Genomic DNA, 15,049 nt, shown 5'->3' on the forward strand with positions numbered 1-15,049 from the left:
TGCGAGCGGCGGCCCTAGTCTCACGGTCTCTCATGACCGTCCTCGAGGCCCTGGCGGTCCTGGCCGCCGGGCTGGCGGCAGGGACGATCAACACGGTCGTCGGCAGCGGCACGCTGGTGACCTTCCCAGTCCTGCTCGCGGTCGGCTACCCGCCGGTCACCGCGAACGTCTCGAACGGGATCGGCCTCGTGCCGGGCTCGGTGTCCGGCGCGTGGGGCTACCGGGCGGAGCTGCGGGGCCAGGGGCGGCGCGCCGTGCGCCTCGGAGCGATGTCGGTGACGGGCGGCGTCCTCGGGGCGGTCGCCCTGCTCACGCTCCCGGACGACGCCTTCGGCGCGATCGTGCCCGTCTTCATCGCGATCGCGCTGGTCGCGGTGGTCCTGCAACCCCGGATCTCGGCGGCCGTCGCCGCCCGCCGCCCCGCGGACCGCCGCGACCCGGACGGTGGCCCGGCGGTGCGCGCGGGGGTCCTGCTCGGTGGCGTGTACGGCGGCTACTTCGGCGCGGCGCAGGGCATCCTGCTGCTCGCCGTCCTCGGCCCGGCGCTGCCGGACGACCTCCAGCGCGTCAACGCGCTCAAGAACGTCCTCGCGGGGCTGGTCAACGGCGTCTCGGGCCTCATCTTCTGCTTCGCGGCCGACGTCGCGTGGGACGCGGCGCTGCTCATCGCCATGGGCTCGGCCGCGGGCGGCCAGCTCGGCGCCCGATACGGGCGGCGGCTGTCCCCGGGCGCGCTGCGCGGGCTCATCGTCGCGGTGGGCGTCGCGGCGATCGCCCAGCTCGTGCTCTGAGGGCCCACCGCGGGGAGGGCAGTACCGTCGCGCCCCATGCTGCCCGACGGCCTGCGCCTGGGACCCGCCGAGCTCGTCGTGCGCGACCTCGAGCGCTCCATCGCCTTCTACCGCGACGTGCTGGGCCTGCGCGTCCACGCGCGCGACGAGCGGTCCGCGGCGCTCGGCGCGGGGGAGGAGGACGTGCTGCGCCTGCACCTCGTCCCCGACGCACGACCCGCCGGACGCCATGCGGGGCTGTACCACGTCGCCCTGCTCTTCCCGACGCGGGAGGAGCTCGCGCGCGTGGCCACGCGGCTGGCGACGACGCGCACCGGCATCCAGGGCGCGTCGGACCACGGGACCCACGAGGCGATCTACCTGCCCGACCCGGACGGCAACGGCCTCGAGCTCGCCGCCGACCGCCCGCGCGAGCAGTGGCCGGACGTCCGCAACCCCTACGCGATGGGGCCCCAGCCACTGGACACCCGAGGGCTGCTCGCCACGGTCGAGGACGAGCCGCCGTCCGCGCAGGCGGCGACCGGGCTGCGCGTCGGCCACGTGCACCTGCACGTCGGCGACCTCGACCGGGCGGTCGCGCACTACCGCGACGTCCTGGGCTTCCAGGAGATGGCCCGCATGGACTCGGCCGTCTTCGTCGCGGCGGGCGGCTACCACCACCACGTCGGCCTGAACACCTGGAAGGGCGAGGGCGCCGGGCCCGTCCCCGACGGCGTGGCCGGCCTGCGCCGATGGACCGTCGTGCTGGGTGACGGGCAGGCGCTCCGGGACCTCGTGCGCCGTGCGGAGGCGGCGGGAGCGCAGGTGCGCCAGGGCGACGAGGGCGCCGCGATCCGCGACGCCTGGGGGATCGAACTGCTGGCGGTGGTCTAGGACCGCTGAACGGCCCTCCGGCGCCGCTGACAGCGACTGATCGTGCGTCAGTCAGGCCTTCCTGACAATCTGTCGCAGAAGGGAAGGGCGACACACGACACAAGAAGGGGGTCCCGATGCCATCGGAGGGGTTGGCACAGGACGACCGCCGCACCACATTGCTCCGTGCCGCACGGGACCTGCTCGCCGAGCAGGGCTACGACGGCACGACGGTCAGCCACGTCGCGAAGCGCGCGGGGGTGGCCCAAGGCACGTTCTACCTGTACTTCGAGACGAAGGGCGACCTGCTGGACGCGTTCGCGCAGCAGGTGGGCACCGAGCTGGCCGACGCCATCCGCGAGCCGCTGCGCGATGACGCGGAGGTGGACACCTGCGTGCGCGGGGCCGTCCAGGCCGCCGTGGAGACCGGACGGCGCAACCAGGACATCCTCGCGATCGCCAACCACGGCCTCGAGATCGCCTCGCACGACCGCTACGTCGCGCTGACCGCGCCCGTGGTGGACGAGGTCGAGGCGTTCCTGCGCCGCCGGCAGGAGGCCGGCGACGTCGACCGCGACCTCGAGCCCGCCGTCACGGCGCGCGTCGCGCGCGACGTCCTCGACCGCTGCATGAAGGCCGAGGTCCTGCACGGCGACGTGGGCTACGCCGACGCCGTCGCCGACCTGGCGCTGCGCGCGCTCGTCTCCGCGTAGCGGGGTCGAAGGCCGGGAGCGCCGCAGCGCGGGGCGCCCTGGGGTGGGGCGAACGGGCGCGCAGTCGTGCGGGGAGGGGGAGTCCGCACGATCGTCGCGCCGCGTGCTCCCGGCGTCGCCGATCCTAGCCTGACTGACTGGCAGTCACGCCTCGTGTGTCCCACGACACACCGGGATGCGAATCCATTCGCAGTTCTGGACCGCGCAGTCCGGTCTGACCATGAGGTCAGCCCGGACCGGCGGTCGCTGCGCGGGTGCTACTGCACCGGCGCGGGCACGGCCTCGGCCGGCGCCTGGTCCTCGTCGCTCGTGTCGCCCGAGCCGGCCTGGCCCGCCACCTGCGGACCGGAGCCCGAAGGATCGACGATGCCGTCCTCCGCCCAGGCGTAGCGGCCCTCGAGGACCTTCTGGGCGGTGTCGTAGGCCTCGACGTCGTCGTTGTCGAAGACCTCGGCGAAGAGCCGGTCCGCCCGGCGGCGGGCCTGCTTGCAGAAGAGGTCCGCGAGCTCCTCGGCCTCGGTCGCGCGGCCCGGCTGCTCCTGCTTGAGCGTCTGGGCGTACACCGCCGCGGAGGCGATCGCGAAGAGCTCGGCGCCGATGTCGACGATCCGGCCCAGCACCGCCTGGCGCTGCTCGAGGCCCGCCTGGTAGCGGCCCATGGCGTAGAAGGTGGACCGGGCGAGCTTGCGCGAGGCGCGCTCGACGTAGCGCACGTGCTTGGCCAGGGCGCCGAAGTCCTCGAACGAGCCGGGCTTGAGGCCCTCGCCGACGGCGAGCTGCGGCAGCCAGCGCGAGTAGAACTTCGCCGACTCGACGGCGGCCTGGGCCTTGGCCTTGAGGTCGGTGTCGGGCTCGAGGATGTCGCCGGCGACCTGCAGGTGCTGGTCCACCGCCTCACGGGCGATGAGCAGGTGCATGATCTCCGTGGAGCCCTCGAAGATGCGGTTGATGCGCATGTCGCGCATCGCCTGCTCCACGGGCACGGGCTTCTCCCCGCGCGCCTTGAGCGACTCGGCGGTCTCGTAGCCGCGGCCGCCGCGGACCTGCATGAGCTCGTCGACGACCTGCCAGCCCAGCTCGGAGGCGTAGAGCTTGGCGATCGCCGCCTCGATGCGGATGTCCGAGCGCTTGGAGTCGGCCAGGCGGCTGGCGACGTCGAGCATCGCCTCGAGGCCGAACGAGCTGCCCGCGATGAACGCGACCTTCTGGGCGACCGCGTCGTGCTTGCCGACGGGGCGGCCCCACTGGACGCGCTCGGCGGCCCACTCGCGCGCGACCTTCGTCGCCCACTTCGAGACGCCGACGCAGATGGCCGGCAGCGCGAGGCGGCCCGTGTTCAGCGTCGCCAGCGCGATCTTCAGGCCGTCGCCCTCGCGCCCGATGAGGTTCTCCTTGGGGACGAAGACGTCGTCGAGGCGGGTCATCGAGTTCTCGATGCCCTTGAGGCCCATGAACTGGTTGCGCGTCTCGACCGTCACGCCCTCGGTGTCGTAGGGCAGGACGAAGGCGCTGATGCCGCCGCGGTGGCCCTCGGACTTCGGGACCTTCGCCATGACGACGACGACGTCGGCGATCACGCCGTTGGTCGCCCAGAGCTTGCGGCCGTTGATGCGGTAGCCCGTGCCGTCCTCGGTGGGCGTCGCCGTCGCGCCCAGGCGCGCGGGGTCCGAGCCGACGTCGGGCTCGGTGAGCAGGAACGCCGAGATGTGGTCCTTGGCCACCAGCGGCAGCCACTTGCGCTTCTGCTCCTCGGAGCCGGCGAGGCGCAGCGGCTCGGCGACGCCGATGGACTGGTGGGCGCTGAGCAACGTCGACAGCGCGGAGTGCGCGGAGCCCACGAGCGCCAGCGCCTTGTTGTAGTAGACCTGCGAGAGACCGAGGCCGCCGTACTCCTCGGGCACCTTCATGCCCAGGGCGCCGAGCTGCTTGAAGCCGTCGATGACGTGCTCGGGGATCTTCGCCTCGCGCTCGATCTCGAGCGGGTCGACCTGCTCCTCCAGGAACGTCCGGAGCTTCGAGAGGAAGGCCTCGCCCTTCTCCACGCTCTCGGGGTCCTGCTTGGGCTGGGGGTGGATGAGGTCGAGCTGGAGCCGCCCGAGGTACAGCTCCTTGCCGAAGCTGGGGAGCTTCCACTCCGTCTCGCGCGCGGCCTCCGCGACCTCGCGGGCCTCGCGCTCTGTCACCTGCGTCGCCATGTCCGGCCGAGTACCCCGGCGACGTGGGGCTCCAACCGTCGGCCGGCTCAGGCGGGCGCGGCGCCGAGGGCTGCGCGCTCGTCGGGCGAGAGCTCGCGGGCCCGGCGGCCCTGCGCGTCCCAGCCCACCATCACCGTGCGCCCCTCGGCCGCGACGGTCCCGTCGGGCAGGACGACCTCGTGCTCCATGGTCACGCTCTTGGTGCCCACGCGGCCGACGCGCGCGACGACGTCGACCGTGCCGTGGTCCTTGCGGACCTCGTGGCGGTAGTCGAGCTCCACGCGCGCAAGCACGTAGGTGTGGTGGACGTGGCCGTCGCCGGTGCGCCGCTGGGCGAGCTGCGTCATCAGCGCACCCCGTCCCTCCTCGAGCAGCTCGTGGTAGACGGCCTGGTTCAGGTGGCCCAGCATGTCCATGTCGCGCCAGCGCAGGACGATCGAGATCTTGACCTCGGGCGGGGTGTTCACAGACATGCGACACCAGAGCGTACGACGCCCCTGGTAGTGTGGAACGTGTCAGGCCGGGGGAGAGGCCCTCGGCAACGCAGTGCGTAGCGCCCGCAGTCGTCGCCTTCGAGCACCTCCGCGTTCGCAGCACGATCACAACGCCTGGAGGGCGAAACACCAATGGCTACCGGAACCGTGAAGTGGTTCAACGACGAGAAGGGCTTCGGCTTCATCACGCCGGACGGCGGGGGCAAGGACCTCTTCGTCCATCACTCGGCGATCAACTCGGACGGCTTCCGCACCCTCGCTGAGGGCGCGCAGGTCACGTACGACGCCGAGGCCGGCGACAAGGGCCCCAAGGCCGTCAACGTCACGCCCGTCTAGGGCGTCGCGCCCGACACGGGCGCTGGGCACCGCGCCCACCCGCCGGCCGCCGTCCGCGGCGGCCGGCGCATTCGCGGCCGCGCGCTGAACGCGCCGCCGCAGGAAGGAGGACCACCATGGTCCTGATCATGTGCACGCGCTGCCTGCGCCGGTGGGACGCCCACCGCCACGGCGAGCGCGCCACCTGCCCCCACTGCGGGGGCGCTCTCGCCGCCGGCCGCTAGCGCCCGAGCGCGAGGATCGACACACCAGCCGGGCGGGGATCTTCCCCGCCCGTCGTGTGTCCGGGCTCACCGCCCTGCCGCGCCTGGCATGGAGGAGGGGCGCCCGGGGGTAGGGCGCCTGCATGAGCGACGCACCCCTGTGCCCGTCCTGCGGCCAGCCCGCCAGCGTGGCCCTCGCCGGCCCCGAGCACGGCTGGGAGTGCCGCAACGAGGCGTGCCCGGAGTTCGGCCAGCCGTTGCAGGACGCCGAGCCCGCGCGGCCCGAGCCGCCGGGTCCCGGACGCTAGCCGCAGCCGGTGATCCCTCCGTCGACGGGCAGGACCACGCCGGTCAGGTAGGCACCGGCGCGGGAGGACAGCAGGAGGGTGACGCCGGCGATGTCGTCCGGCGTGCCGATGCGCCCGAGGGGGACGGTGGAGGCCACGGCGTCCCGGCTGGCCTCGTCCTGGAGCATGAAGGCGGTCATCTTGGACTCGAAGGGCCCGGGCGCGATGGCGTTGACGGTGATCGCCTCGCCTGCGAGCCGCTTGGCCAGGTGGCGGGTGAGCATGTGCACCGCGGCCTTGCTCGCCGAGTACGAGTAGCTCTCCATCGCCGGGACCCGCAGGCCGTCCACCGAGCCGACGTTCACGACCCGCGCCGGGTCCTGCGGCGTGGCCGCCGCCCGCAGGCGGTCGAGGAGGGCGACGGTGAGGTGGAACACCCCCTTCACGTTGAGGTCGAGGACCTTGTCGAAGCCCGCCGGCGGGAACTCCTCGATGGGGGCGCCCCACGTGGCGCCGGCGTTGTTGAACAGCAGGTGCAGGCGCTCGGTGCGCTCGCCCACCGCAGCGGCGAGCTCGCGCGCGCCCTCCGGCGTCGAGACGTCGGCCGGGATCGCCGTCGCACGGCCGTGCTGGGCGAGGCCCTCGACGGCGCGGGCGCAGTCGTCGGCCTTGCGCGAGGAGATGATGACCTCGGCGCCGGCGCGCACCAGGGCGTCGGCCATCATCAGCCCGATGCCGCGCGAGCCGCCCGTGACCAGGGCGACCTTCCCGCGGACGTCGAAGAGGTCGGTCGTGGCGGCGCTCATGGCGCCGATGCTGTCAGGACCGCTCTGCGGGGGCCTTCGCGCGGCGGTCGCGCTCGACGGGGCGCTCGACGCGCCGCTCGTCGGGGCCGCCGACCCTCACGACGAGGCCACCGCGCCCACGGCAGCGCTCGACGCGCGCGAGGGTGTCCTCCGAGGCCTCACGGGCGCGCTGCGCCGCGCGCTCGGCCTGGTGGCGTTCGGAGATCCGGAAGAACGCGATGGAGCGCCAGCCCATGCCTGCATCTTCGACAGGCGTGGCGGTTGCGTGCAGTCACGTCCCGGGCCGGCTCGACGGACGGACGACGAACATCCGCGGCAGGCGCATCGCCAGCCACAGGTCGCCGCGCACCTTCAGGCGGCCGTCGAACACGAGCCGGCCGGCGTCCTCCTCGCCGACGACGAGGCGCAGGAAGTCCGCGATGCCGACCTCGAGCACGAGGTCGGGCTCGGCCACGATCCCGTGCTTGACCCGGCAGCGGTCGCGGTCGAGGACGAGCGTGTGGACGCTCGCACCGCCGTCGGCCTCGCCGATGCGGAACTCGACGGTCATCGTCTCGCGCGGGCCGTGGCCGCGACGGAACGCGCTGGGCGCCGCACGGAAGACGCCGACGAGCAGTGCGCGGCCCGTGACGCCGTCGAGCGCGTCGAGGCGCTCGCGCGGCGCGGAGCGCACGCGACGGACGAACTCCGTCGCCACGCGGCGCTGCGAGCGGGCGAGGCCGCGGCGCAGCGGGCGGGCGACCGCCGTTGGAGGTCCGTCGGCCATCACCGCAGTGTGTCCCCGCAGCGCGCCCGGTGCAAGCCGTGCCAAGCTCTGCGCACGTGTCCTCGCCGGTCGACGTCCTGGTCCGCGAGCTCTACGCCGTCATCGAGGCGCGCGACCTCCGCGCGCTCGCGCCGCTGCTGGCCGACGACGTGCGCTGGTCCGCGCCGGCGAGCATCCCGGGCGGCGGCATCCGCATCGGCTGCGCCGCGGTGCTCGAGGGCGCGCGCCTGCTCTTCGCCGCCTACCCGGACGTCCACGTCCACCTCGACGACGTCCAGGCCGAGGGCGACCGCGCGGTCGTGCGCGGTCGCTACGAGGTGCCGCCCGACACGACGCTGCGCTTCAACGACACGATCACCGTGCGCGACGGCGTCGTCGCCGCGCTGCTCAGCCACTTCGACGGCGCCGCGCTCGCGCGGGCCTTGCGCCGGGCCGAGGGCTAGGGAAGACTCGCCTCCGCAGGGAGGCAGCAGGACGCACTCGAACGGAGAGCCGGCGGCCGAGGACGGCGCCGCGGGCCTGGGGGAGGTCACATGAAGGTCGCTGTTGCTCGCCGCGCGCCCCGCGCGCTGCGCCGTCTCGCCGTCGCCTCGGCCGTCGCGCTCGGGGCGCTCGCCCTGACCGGGCCGCCCACCGCGTCGGCGGCCACGACCACCGCGTCGTGCTCGAACATCTCGCTCGTGCGCCCGATCCTGGGCGACCCGCAGTGCCAGACCGCGTCGCTGCCGTGCCCGCCGCTGCAGGTCTGCACGTACCAGGCGCGCGTCGCGGCGCGTGCGCTCCTCGGCCTCGGCCCGGCGCTGTCGTTCTCCGGGCTGCGCGTCTCGGTGGCCGGGCAGGAGCTGCCCAACGTCCCCGTGCCGTGCGTCACGACGTCCTCGACGCAGTGCGTGGGCGAGACGCCGCCGGTGCCGGTGGTGGGCGCGCTCGACCTCGCGGTGCGCGGCGACTGCGGGTGGGTCAACGCGGCGTCGCTCAGCGTGCTCGCGACGGTCGACTGCACGCTCACCCGGACCACGGCGGCGGCGACCGCGGCACGCAAGGCCAAGGCCCGGCGGGACCTGGCCAGGCTCCGGCGAGCGGCGCGCTAGCGCGCGCCGACGGCGTGGCGTCCGGTCCCGGGCGCCATGCCGTAGGCCGCGGGCCGGCGGTCGCCGAGGTGGTCGAAGCGCCCGCGGGCGTCGGCCACGGCGGCCGCCGGGTCGATCCGCGCGACGGCCAGTCCGTCGCGCCCGGGGCGCGTGCGGGCGAGCACCGCGCCGTCGGGATCGACGACCTTCGCGGCGCCGAGCATCCGGCGTCCGGCCCAGCGCCCGGCCTGGTTCGCGGAGACCCAGACGACCTGGCTCTCGACCGCCCGCGCGACGTCGACGGCGTCGAAGTGGCGCAGCTGGCGGTCGTCGCGCAGCCGGCGGGCCGGTGCGTGGCGGTCGGCGGCCCAGGCGGCCAGGCAGCAGATGACGTCGGCGCCGTCGAGGGCGAGCGCTCGCGCGGCCTCCGGGAAGAGCTTGTCGTAGCAGACCAACATCCCGAGCCGGCCGACCGGCGTGTCGAACGCGGCGAAGCACGCGCCCGGGGTGAAGGCGAAGCGCTCGGCCGGCGGGAGGTGGACCTTGCGCTGCACGCCGAGCAGGCCGTCGCCGCTGAGGCAGACCGCCGTCGAGTGCCGGTCCCCGCCGGCGCCCTGCTCGGTGATGCCGAGGCAGACGACGAGGTCGCCTGCGGCGCGGCACAGCGCCGTGAGCTCCGGGCCGTCGAGGCCGACGGCCGGGCCGACGAGGTCCGCGGCCTCGCCGTCGCCCCGCGGCTCGCGCAGGTAGCCGCCGAGCTGGGACTCGGGGAGGACGAGGAGGTCGGCGCCGCGGGCGCGCGCTCGCCCGATCACGCCGGCGACCTGCCGCAGGCTGCGCGCGAGGTCGCGCTCGGCGCTCGCGGCGGCCGCCACGATCGTGATGGGCCCCCGGTCCACGACCGCATCATCGGCCCGTGCCGGCCACACTTCGATGGTCAGACGGTCGAGGTCGGCAAGTGTCTGCTCGCCCGTCGGTCGAGCCCGACCCGCCGCTCGTCGCACCAGGTGTCGGCGCGTCGACGCTCTGGGTATCGGACGGCCCGCAGGGAGGCACCCATCCACCAGGAGGGCGCGGCGGCGGGGGACGGCCGGCGCGGCCTCGCAGGAGGGAGATCCATGACGACCTCGATCGGGCGGCGCCTGGCGCGTCGCACCATGGTCGGCCTCGCCGTCGCCGCGGGGGCGATGGCGCTCTCGGCGCCGGCCGCCAGCGCGCAGGCGCAGACGACGAGCTGCTCGGCCGTCTCGCTCGTCCGGCCGCTGCTCGGCGCGCCCGCGTGCGTGACGCCGCCGCTCGCGTGTCCGGCCGACTCGCTGTGCGGCTACTCGGGCCGTGCCGTGGCGACGACGCTGATCGGGCTCGGCCCGTCGGCCGGCCGGGTGCAGCTGTTCGGCACGGCCAACAACGGCGCGGCGCTCGGCCCGGCGGGGAACTGCAGCGGGCAGCCGTCGGGCTGCACCGCCACCGTCGGACCCATCGCCGTGGTCGGGCAGGCCACGGGGCAGGCACGCGCCGCCTGCGCCTGGACCGCGGCGCAGTCGCTCGGGGTGCTCGCCGGCATCCGCTGCGAGCTGGTGCGGACGAACGTCATCACCGCGCCGCAGGGGACCTAGGAGGTCGCTCGCGCCGCGAGGTCGCCTAGGCGGCTTCGCGGCGCACGAGCTCGACCTCGCTGACCACGGAGGCCGCGAGCGCCTCGAGCAGCTCGACCTGGTCGGCCGTCCAGTGGCGCGGCTTGTCGTCGATCGCGCAGAGGCTGCCCAGCGCGTGCCCGTCGTGCGTGACGATCGGCACCCCGAGGTAGGCGATGACGCCGAGGTCGGGGATCGCGAGGTTGTCCTGCACGAGGGGCTCCTCGCGCGCGTCGGGCACCACGAGGGGCGCGCGCCGCATCACGACGTGCTGGCAGAAGGAGTGCGAGAGCGGCGTCTCGCGCGCGCTGGCCCAGGGCTCGGGCAGGCCGGGCAGGGCGCAGAAGTACTGGCGGTCGTGCTCGACGAGCGACACGAGCGCGACCGGGACGTTGAGGACCTGACGGACGAGCTCGGCGATGCGGTCGAACTGGGGCGCCGGACCGGCGTCGAGCAGTCCGGAGGAGCGCAGGGCGGTCAGGCGCTCCTGGTCGCGAGCGACGTCGGCGACGGCGCGTCGCGGCGCGCGCGCGGCGAGCTCCTGGACCGACGTCATGACCTCGTCGTCGCCGCGTCGTCCGGCCATCGTCGCCACCCGCAGCAGCGCGGCGTCGCGCACGAACTGGGCGACGCTGACGCCCTCGCGGGCAGCCTCGCGCTCGAGCTGCTCCCACAGCTCGTCGCTGAAGCGGACGGTGGTGACGTGCATGGCCATGGGTGCCGTTCACCTGCCGTTTCGGCGCGGATCCGCTATCGCTTTAGCCGTTCGTCGCATCTTGTCTCAAGAAGTGGTGGCGGATTGACGACACGGTGACTGGCCCGCCTCTGCCAGCCACAAGAGATCAAGGACGACCACCGTGAAGCTGCTCAGTACCCCGAAGGACCCGCGCCTCGCCCGCGAGCCCGAGCGCTCGGACATCGCCGACGTCATCGCCGGGCTGCGCAGCCTCGACGAGCACTGCCTCAAGGGCCTCGCCGCGGGGCTCAAGGCCATGGAGGGCGGCGCCCTGACGACCGCCGTCGTCCCCGTCACGAAGCCGGTCGACGTCGCGGGCCGCACCGGCGAGGCCGCCGAGCTGGCCGAGGTCTTCAACTCCATGCTCGCCCGCGCGCAGGCGGCGGTCGTCGCCTACGAGACGGTCCGTGAGGAGCTGCACGCCGCGCTGGGCGACCGCTCGTGCCTGGACCAGCTCAGCGCGAAGCTCACGAGCCTGAGCGACCACTGCCTGGTCGCGCTCGGCACCGGCCTGGAGGCCATGAGCCGCGGCGACCTCACCGTCCCGGCCGAGCCGGTCACCACGGACGTCACCGCCGAACCAGGCGCGCAGCTCGGCCGCCTGGGCGAGACCTTCAACACCATGCTCTCGCGGGCGCAGGGCGGGCTCGGGGCCTACAACACGACGCGCACCGGGCTGGCGGCGATGATCGGCGAGATCGCCGAGACCTCCACGGCGGTGAGCGACGCCTCCCGCGAGATGGCGGCGACCGCCCAGCAGACGGGTGTGGCCATCGACGAGATCGCGCGCGCGTCCACCGACGTGGCCGGTGGCGCCGAGCGCCAGGTCTCGACCGTCGTCGAGGTCCAGCGCATCACGACCGAGGCCGTCGGCCTCTCCGCCGACGCGCAGAAGATCGCCAGCAACGGCGTCGAGCTGGCGGCCCGCATCTCCGCGATCGCCGACCAGACGAACCTCCTCGCGCTCAACGCCGCGATCGAGGCGGCGCGCGCCGGCGAGCACGGCCGGGGCTTCGCGGTCGTCGCCGAGGAGGTGCGCAGCCTCGCCGAGTCCGCGTCCTCGACGGTCAAGGAGGTCCAGCAGGGCTTCTCCGACCTGGCCTCGAGCGTCGGGGACGTCGCCGGCTGCATCGAGCGCATCGAGAGCTCCGCGCGCTCGGTCCACGCCGTCGCGGAGGAGGCGAGCGCCGCGACCGAGCAGGTCTCGGCCTCGGCCGAGGAGTCCAGCGCGTCGACGCAGCAGGTCGTGGCCAGCACGCACGACCTCGCCGCTCGCGCCCGCGAGCTCGACGAGCTCGTCGCCCGCTTCACCGTCTAGCTCCACCCCCGGTCCGCTCCCCCCGGACCACGACCACGGTCCCGTTCCCCCTGGACCACACGGCCCGCACGCCCGGCTGGTAGACAGTCGGGCGTGCGACGGCCGACTGCCGAGCTCGCTGGCGAGCACCCGCAGGACCCCGAGGCAGCGACCGCCCAGGTGTGCGCGCTGCTGGGCGCCGAGCCCCGTGACGCGCGGGTCGCGGACCGGGTCCTGCTCGACACCTTCGACGGCAGCCTGCGCGCGGCGGGCCTCGTGGCCGAACGCCCGGCGGGCGGCCGAGGGGCGGCCCTGGGCGCGCCCGAGAGCGACGAGGTGCGCAAGGCGCGCGGGATCCGCGCCCTGCTGCCGGTCGTCCGCGTGCGCAGCGAGGTGCAGGAGCTCGCCGTGCTCGACGACGAGGGCAAGACCGTCGTGCGCGCCGAGCTCGAGCTGCCCCACGCGCTGCCGGACGGCGAGGCGCCCGTCGCGCTGCCCGCCCGGCTGCGCCTGCGCGGCGTGCTCGGCTACGACAAGGCGTTCAAGCGCGCGCTGCGCGCGCTCGAGGACGGCGGCGGATGGGGCGCGCCCGACGCGACGCTCTTCGACGAGGCGGCGGTCGCCGTCGGCCGCGACCCACGCGGCACGTCGTCCAAGGTGCAGGTCGAGCTCGAGCGCGGCATGCGCGCCGACGCGGCGGCGGGCCTGCTGCTCGCACGCCTGGCCGACGTGGCCCAGCAGAACGTCGCGGGCACGCTCGAGGACGTCGACACGGAGTTCCTCCACGACCTGCGCGTCGCGGTCCGTCGCGCGCGGTCGGTCCTGCGCGAGCTGCAGGGCGTCCACGAGCCGGCGCAGCGCGCGCACGTGCGCGAGGAGCTCAAGTGGGTGCAGTCCGCGACGGGGCTCGTCCGGGACCTCGACGTCCAGCTCCTGGACTGGGACGAGCTGGTGGGTGCGCTGCACGACGACCGGCGCGAGGACCTCGAGCCGCTGCGCGCGACGCTCGAGCGCCGCCGGTCGCGGGCCCTGCGCCGGCTGCGCCAGGACCTGCGCGGCCCGCGCTTCGCGGGGGCGCTGGAGGCGTGGCGCGAGCTGGCGGTCTCGCCGCCCGCGGCGCCGGGCGACCCCGACCGCCCGCGCGCGGCGCTGCCGGTCGAGGAGGTCGCCGCCGACCGCATCGAACGCGTCTACCGGCGGATGGTCCGCGACGGCAAGGCGATCGACGAGGACACGCCGGCGGAGGCGCTGCACGAGCTGCGCAAGCGCGGCAAGGAGCTGCGCTACCTGCTCGAGCTGTTCGGCGGGCTGTTCCCGGCGGAGGTCGTCAAGCCGATGGTCAAGACGCTCAAGGGGCTGCAGGACGTGCTCGGGCGCTTCCAGGACCGGGCGGTGCAGGCCGAGCTGCTCGAGGAGGCGGGGCGCGAGCTCGTCCAGCACGCGACGGGGCCGGCGGCGCTCATGGCGCTCGGGCTGGTCGTGGAGGAGCTGCACGCCGACCAGCGCGCGGCGCGCGACGAGTTCCACGAGCGCTTCGCGGCGTTCGCGGCGAAGGACCAGCGCAAGCTCGTGCGCGCGACGTTCCCGGCGCTGGAGCGCGCGTGAAGGTCGTCGCGACCTACTCGATCAAGGGCGGCGTGGGCAAGACCTCGGCGGCGGTGAACGTCGGGGCGCTCGCGGCGCGGGCGGGCCTGCGGACGCTGCTGTGGGACCTCGACCCGCAGGGCGCGGCGACGTTCCTGCTGCGGGTCAAGCCGAAGGTCAAGGGCGGTGGGCGCAAGCTCGTGCGGGGCACGCGCGACCCGGGCGAGGCGCTGAAGGGCACCGACGTCGAGGGCCTCGACCTCCTGCCGGCCGACTTCTCCTACCGCCACCTCGACGTGCTGCTCGACCGCGAGGAGCGCCCGGAGGAGGGCGTCGGCCGCGTGCTCGCGCCGCTCGCCGGTGACTACGACCTGGCGATCCTCGACTGCGCGCCGTCGATCTCGCTGGTCTCCGAGAGCGTCTTCGCGGCGGCCGACGTCCTGCTCGTGCCGCTCGTGCCGTCGACGCTCTCGGTCCGCACGCTCGAGCAGCTGCGCACCTTCCTGGAGCGCCACGGGGCGGGCGACGGGGCGACGGTGCCCGAGGTGCTGGCCTTCCTGTCGATGGTCGACCGGCGCAAGAACCTGCACCGCGAGCTGGCGGCGTCGCTGCCCGAGACGTTCTCGGGCATGGCGCGGGCGGCGATCCCGTCGGCGAGCGCCGTCGAGCTCATGGGCGCCCGGCGCGAGCCACTGGTGCAGTCGCGGCCGCGCGACGCGGCGGCGGTGGCCTACACGTCGCTGTGGGAGGAGCTGCGCGAGGTGCTCGACCGTGGCTGACGCCGCCGGCGGCGCGGCGCCGGTCGAGGTCGAGCGCAAGTTCCTCGTCGTGGGGGAGGTGCCGGGCCTCGGGACGGGCGGGTCCAGCGCGATCCGCCAGGGCTACGTCGCGGTCGCCGCCACGGGGGACGAGGTCCGGGTGCGCGAGCGCGACGGCGCCTGCGTGCTGACCGTCAAGCACGGCGGAGCGGGGCTCGTGCGCGGCGAGGCCGAGCTGCCGGTGAGCGCCGACCTGTTCGCCGAGCTGTGGGCGCAGACCGAGGGCCGGCGGGTCGAGAAGGTCCGCCACCTCGTGCCGCTCGACGGCGGGCTGGTGGCGGAGGTCGACGTGTTCGGCGGCGCGCTCGAGGGGCTGGTGCTCGCGGAGGTCGAGTTCGGCTCGGTGGAGGAGGCGCGGGCGTTCGTCGCGCCGCCGTGGCTGGGGCGCGACGTCACCGACGACGCGGCCTACCGCAACCAGCGCCTGGCGCTGGGGCGTCCGCCGGGCTGAGCGCGCCGGCGCGCCG

At 74.8% G+C, this 15,049-nt stretch carries 19 protein-coding genes; 12 read left to right on the forward strand and 7 right to left on the reverse strand.

Going from position 1 to position 15,049, the window contains the following annotated elements; all coding sequences use genetic code 11:
- Nucleotides 1-32 precede the first annotated feature (32 nt).
- The 3 genes from JUB12_RS01560 (at nt 33) to JUB12_RS01570 (ending at nt 2,356) form a co-directional block, all read left to right on the forward strand.
- Nucleotides 33-791: a sulfite exporter TauE/SafE family protein gene (locus JUB12_RS01560; protein ID WP_205697859.1), complete on the forward strand. Its 759-nt coding sequence runs from the start codon at nt 33-35 to the stop codon at nt 789-791.
- A gap of 36 nt (nt 792-827) precedes the next feature.
- A complete protein-coding gene (locus JUB12_RS01565) occupies nt 828-1,664 on the forward strand; it encodes a VOC family protein (protein ID WP_205697860.1) in 837 nt (278 codons plus the stop codon).
- A 116-nt stretch (nt 1,665-1,780) separates the two neighbouring features.
- On the forward strand, nt 1,781-2,356 hold the full coding sequence (locus tag JUB12_RS01570; protein ID WP_205697861.1) for a TetR/AcrR family transcriptional regulator: 576 nt from the start codon (nt 1,781-1,783) through the stop codon (nt 2,354-2,356).
- A 257-nt stretch (nt 2,357-2,613) separates the two neighbouring features.
- On the opposite strand, the gene JUB12_RS01575 is transcribed toward JUB12_RS01570, so the two are convergent.
- A complete protein-coding gene (locus JUB12_RS01575) occupies nt 2,614-4,551 on the reverse strand; it encodes an acyl-CoA dehydrogenase family protein (RefSeq protein ID WP_205697862.1) in 1,938 nt (645 codons plus the stop codon).
- Nucleotides 4,552-4,598: 47 nt separating this feature from the next.
- Nucleotides 4,599-5,024: a thioesterase family protein gene (locus JUB12_RS01580; protein WP_205697863.1), complete on the reverse strand. Its 426-nt coding sequence runs from the start codon at nt 5,022-5,024 to the stop codon at nt 4,599-4,601.
- Nucleotides 5,025-5,177: 153 nt separating this feature from the next.
- Between JUB12_RS01580 and JUB12_RS01585 the strand changes: the two genes are divergently transcribed.
- Together JUB12_RS01585 and JUB12_RS01590 are read left to right on the forward strand one after the other, a co-directional pair.
- Nucleotides 5,178-5,381, forward strand: a complete 204-nt coding sequence (locus JUB12_RS01585) for a cold-shock protein (protein WP_205697864.1) — start codon at nt 5,178-5,180, stop codon at nt 5,379-5,381.
- 346 nt (nt 5,382-5,727) lie between these two features.
- Nucleotides 5,728-5,892, forward strand: a complete 165-nt coding sequence (locus tag JUB12_RS01590) for a hypothetical protein (protein WP_205697865.1) — start codon at nt 5,728-5,730, stop codon at nt 5,890-5,892.
- On the opposite strand, the gene JUB12_RS01595 is transcribed toward JUB12_RS01590, so the two are convergent.
- From JUB12_RS01595 to JUB12_RS01605, 3 genes are read right to left on the reverse strand one after another with little or no spacing between them, the layout of a single operon-like run.
- Nucleotides 5,889-6,677, reverse strand: coding sequence for an SDR family oxidoreductase (locus JUB12_RS01595; protein ID WP_205697866.1), 789 nt, complete (start codon nt 6,675-6,677; stop codon nt 5,889-5,891). The genes JUB12_RS01590 and JUB12_RS01595 overlap by 4 nt on opposite strands.
- Before the next feature lie 13 nt (nt 6,678-6,690).
- A complete protein-coding gene (locus JUB12_RS01600) occupies nt 6,691-6,912 on the reverse strand; it encodes a hypothetical protein (protein ID WP_205697867.1) in 222 nt (73 codons plus the stop codon).
- A 36-nt stretch (nt 6,913-6,948) separates the two neighbouring features.
- The gene (locus JUB12_RS01605; RefSeq protein ID WP_205697868.1) at nt 6,949-7,443 is read right to left on the reverse strand and encodes an SCP2 sterol-binding domain-containing protein; all 495 of its coding nucleotides are present in this window, start codon (nt 7,441-7,443) and stop codon (nt 6,949-6,951) included.
- Nucleotides 7,444-7,499: 56 nt separating this feature from the next.
- Between JUB12_RS01605 and JUB12_RS01610 the strand changes: the two genes are divergently transcribed.
- Nucleotides 7,500-7,886 (forward strand): nuclear transport factor 2 family protein, encoded by a 387-nt coding sequence (locus JUB12_RS01610; RefSeq protein ID WP_205697869.1) that lies wholly within the window; start codon nt 7,500-7,502, stop codon nt 7,884-7,886.
- A gap of 90 nt (nt 7,887-7,976) precedes the next feature.
- Nucleotides 7,977-8,534, forward strand: coding sequence for a hypothetical protein (locus JUB12_RS01615; protein ID WP_205697870.1), 558 nt, complete (start codon nt 7,977-7,979; stop codon nt 8,532-8,534).
- Here JUB12_RS01615 and JUB12_RS01620 read toward each other — a convergent pair.
- Nucleotides 8,531-9,412: a carbon-nitrogen hydrolase family protein gene (locus tag JUB12_RS01620; protein ID WP_205697871.1), complete on the reverse strand. Its 882-nt coding sequence runs from the start codon at nt 9,410-9,412 to the stop codon at nt 8,531-8,533. The genes JUB12_RS01615 and JUB12_RS01620 overlap by 4 nt on opposite strands.
- 219 nt (nt 9,413-9,631) lie before the next feature.
- On the opposite strand from JUB12_RS01620, the gene JUB12_RS01625 reads away from it, so the two are divergent.
- Nucleotides 9,632-10,129, forward strand: coding sequence for a hypothetical protein (locus JUB12_RS01625; protein ID WP_205697872.1), 498 nt, complete (start codon nt 9,632-9,634; stop codon nt 10,127-10,129).
- Between the two features lie 25 nt (nt 10,130-10,154).
- On the opposite strand, the gene JUB12_RS01630 is transcribed toward JUB12_RS01625, so the two are convergent.
- Nucleotides 10,155-10,862 (reverse strand): GAF domain-containing protein, encoded by a 708-nt coding sequence (locus JUB12_RS01630; RefSeq protein ID WP_205697873.1) that lies wholly within the window; start codon nt 10,860-10,862, stop codon nt 10,155-10,157.
- Between the two features lie 142 nt (nt 10,863-11,004).
- Between JUB12_RS01630 and JUB12_RS01635 the strand changes: the two genes are divergently transcribed.
- The 4 genes from JUB12_RS01635 (at nt 11,005) to JUB12_RS01650 (ending at nt 15,033) form a co-directional block, all read left to right on the forward strand.
- Nucleotides 11,005-12,201, forward strand: coding sequence for a methyl-accepting chemotaxis protein (locus JUB12_RS01635; RefSeq protein ID WP_205697874.1), 1,197 nt, complete (start codon nt 11,005-11,007; stop codon nt 12,199-12,201).
- 93 nt (nt 12,202-12,294) lie between these two features.
- A complete protein-coding gene (locus JUB12_RS01640) occupies nt 12,295-13,785 on the forward strand; it encodes a CHAD domain-containing protein (RefSeq protein WP_205697875.1) in 1,491 nt (496 codons plus the stop codon).
- Nucleotides 13,782-14,543: a ParA family protein gene (locus JUB12_RS01645; protein WP_205697876.1), complete on the forward strand. Its 762-nt coding sequence runs from the start codon at nt 13,782-13,784 to the stop codon at nt 14,541-14,543. Before JUB12_RS01640 ends, JUB12_RS01645 begins: the two co-directional genes overlap by 4 nt.
- Nucleotides 14,536-15,033: a CYTH domain-containing protein gene (locus JUB12_RS01650; protein WP_205697877.1), complete on the forward strand. Its 498-nt coding sequence runs from the start codon at nt 14,536-14,538 to the stop codon at nt 15,031-15,033. The genes JUB12_RS01645 and JUB12_RS01650 overlap by 8 nt, the downstream gene beginning before the upstream one ends.
- Nucleotides 15,034-15,049: the final 16 nt, after the last annotated feature.

Origin of the sequence: Conexibacter sp. SYSU D00693 (genome assembly GCF_017084525.1) — a bacterium.
GTDB lineage: Bacteria > Actinomycetota > Thermoleophilia > Solirubrobacterales > Solirubrobacteraceae > Baekduia.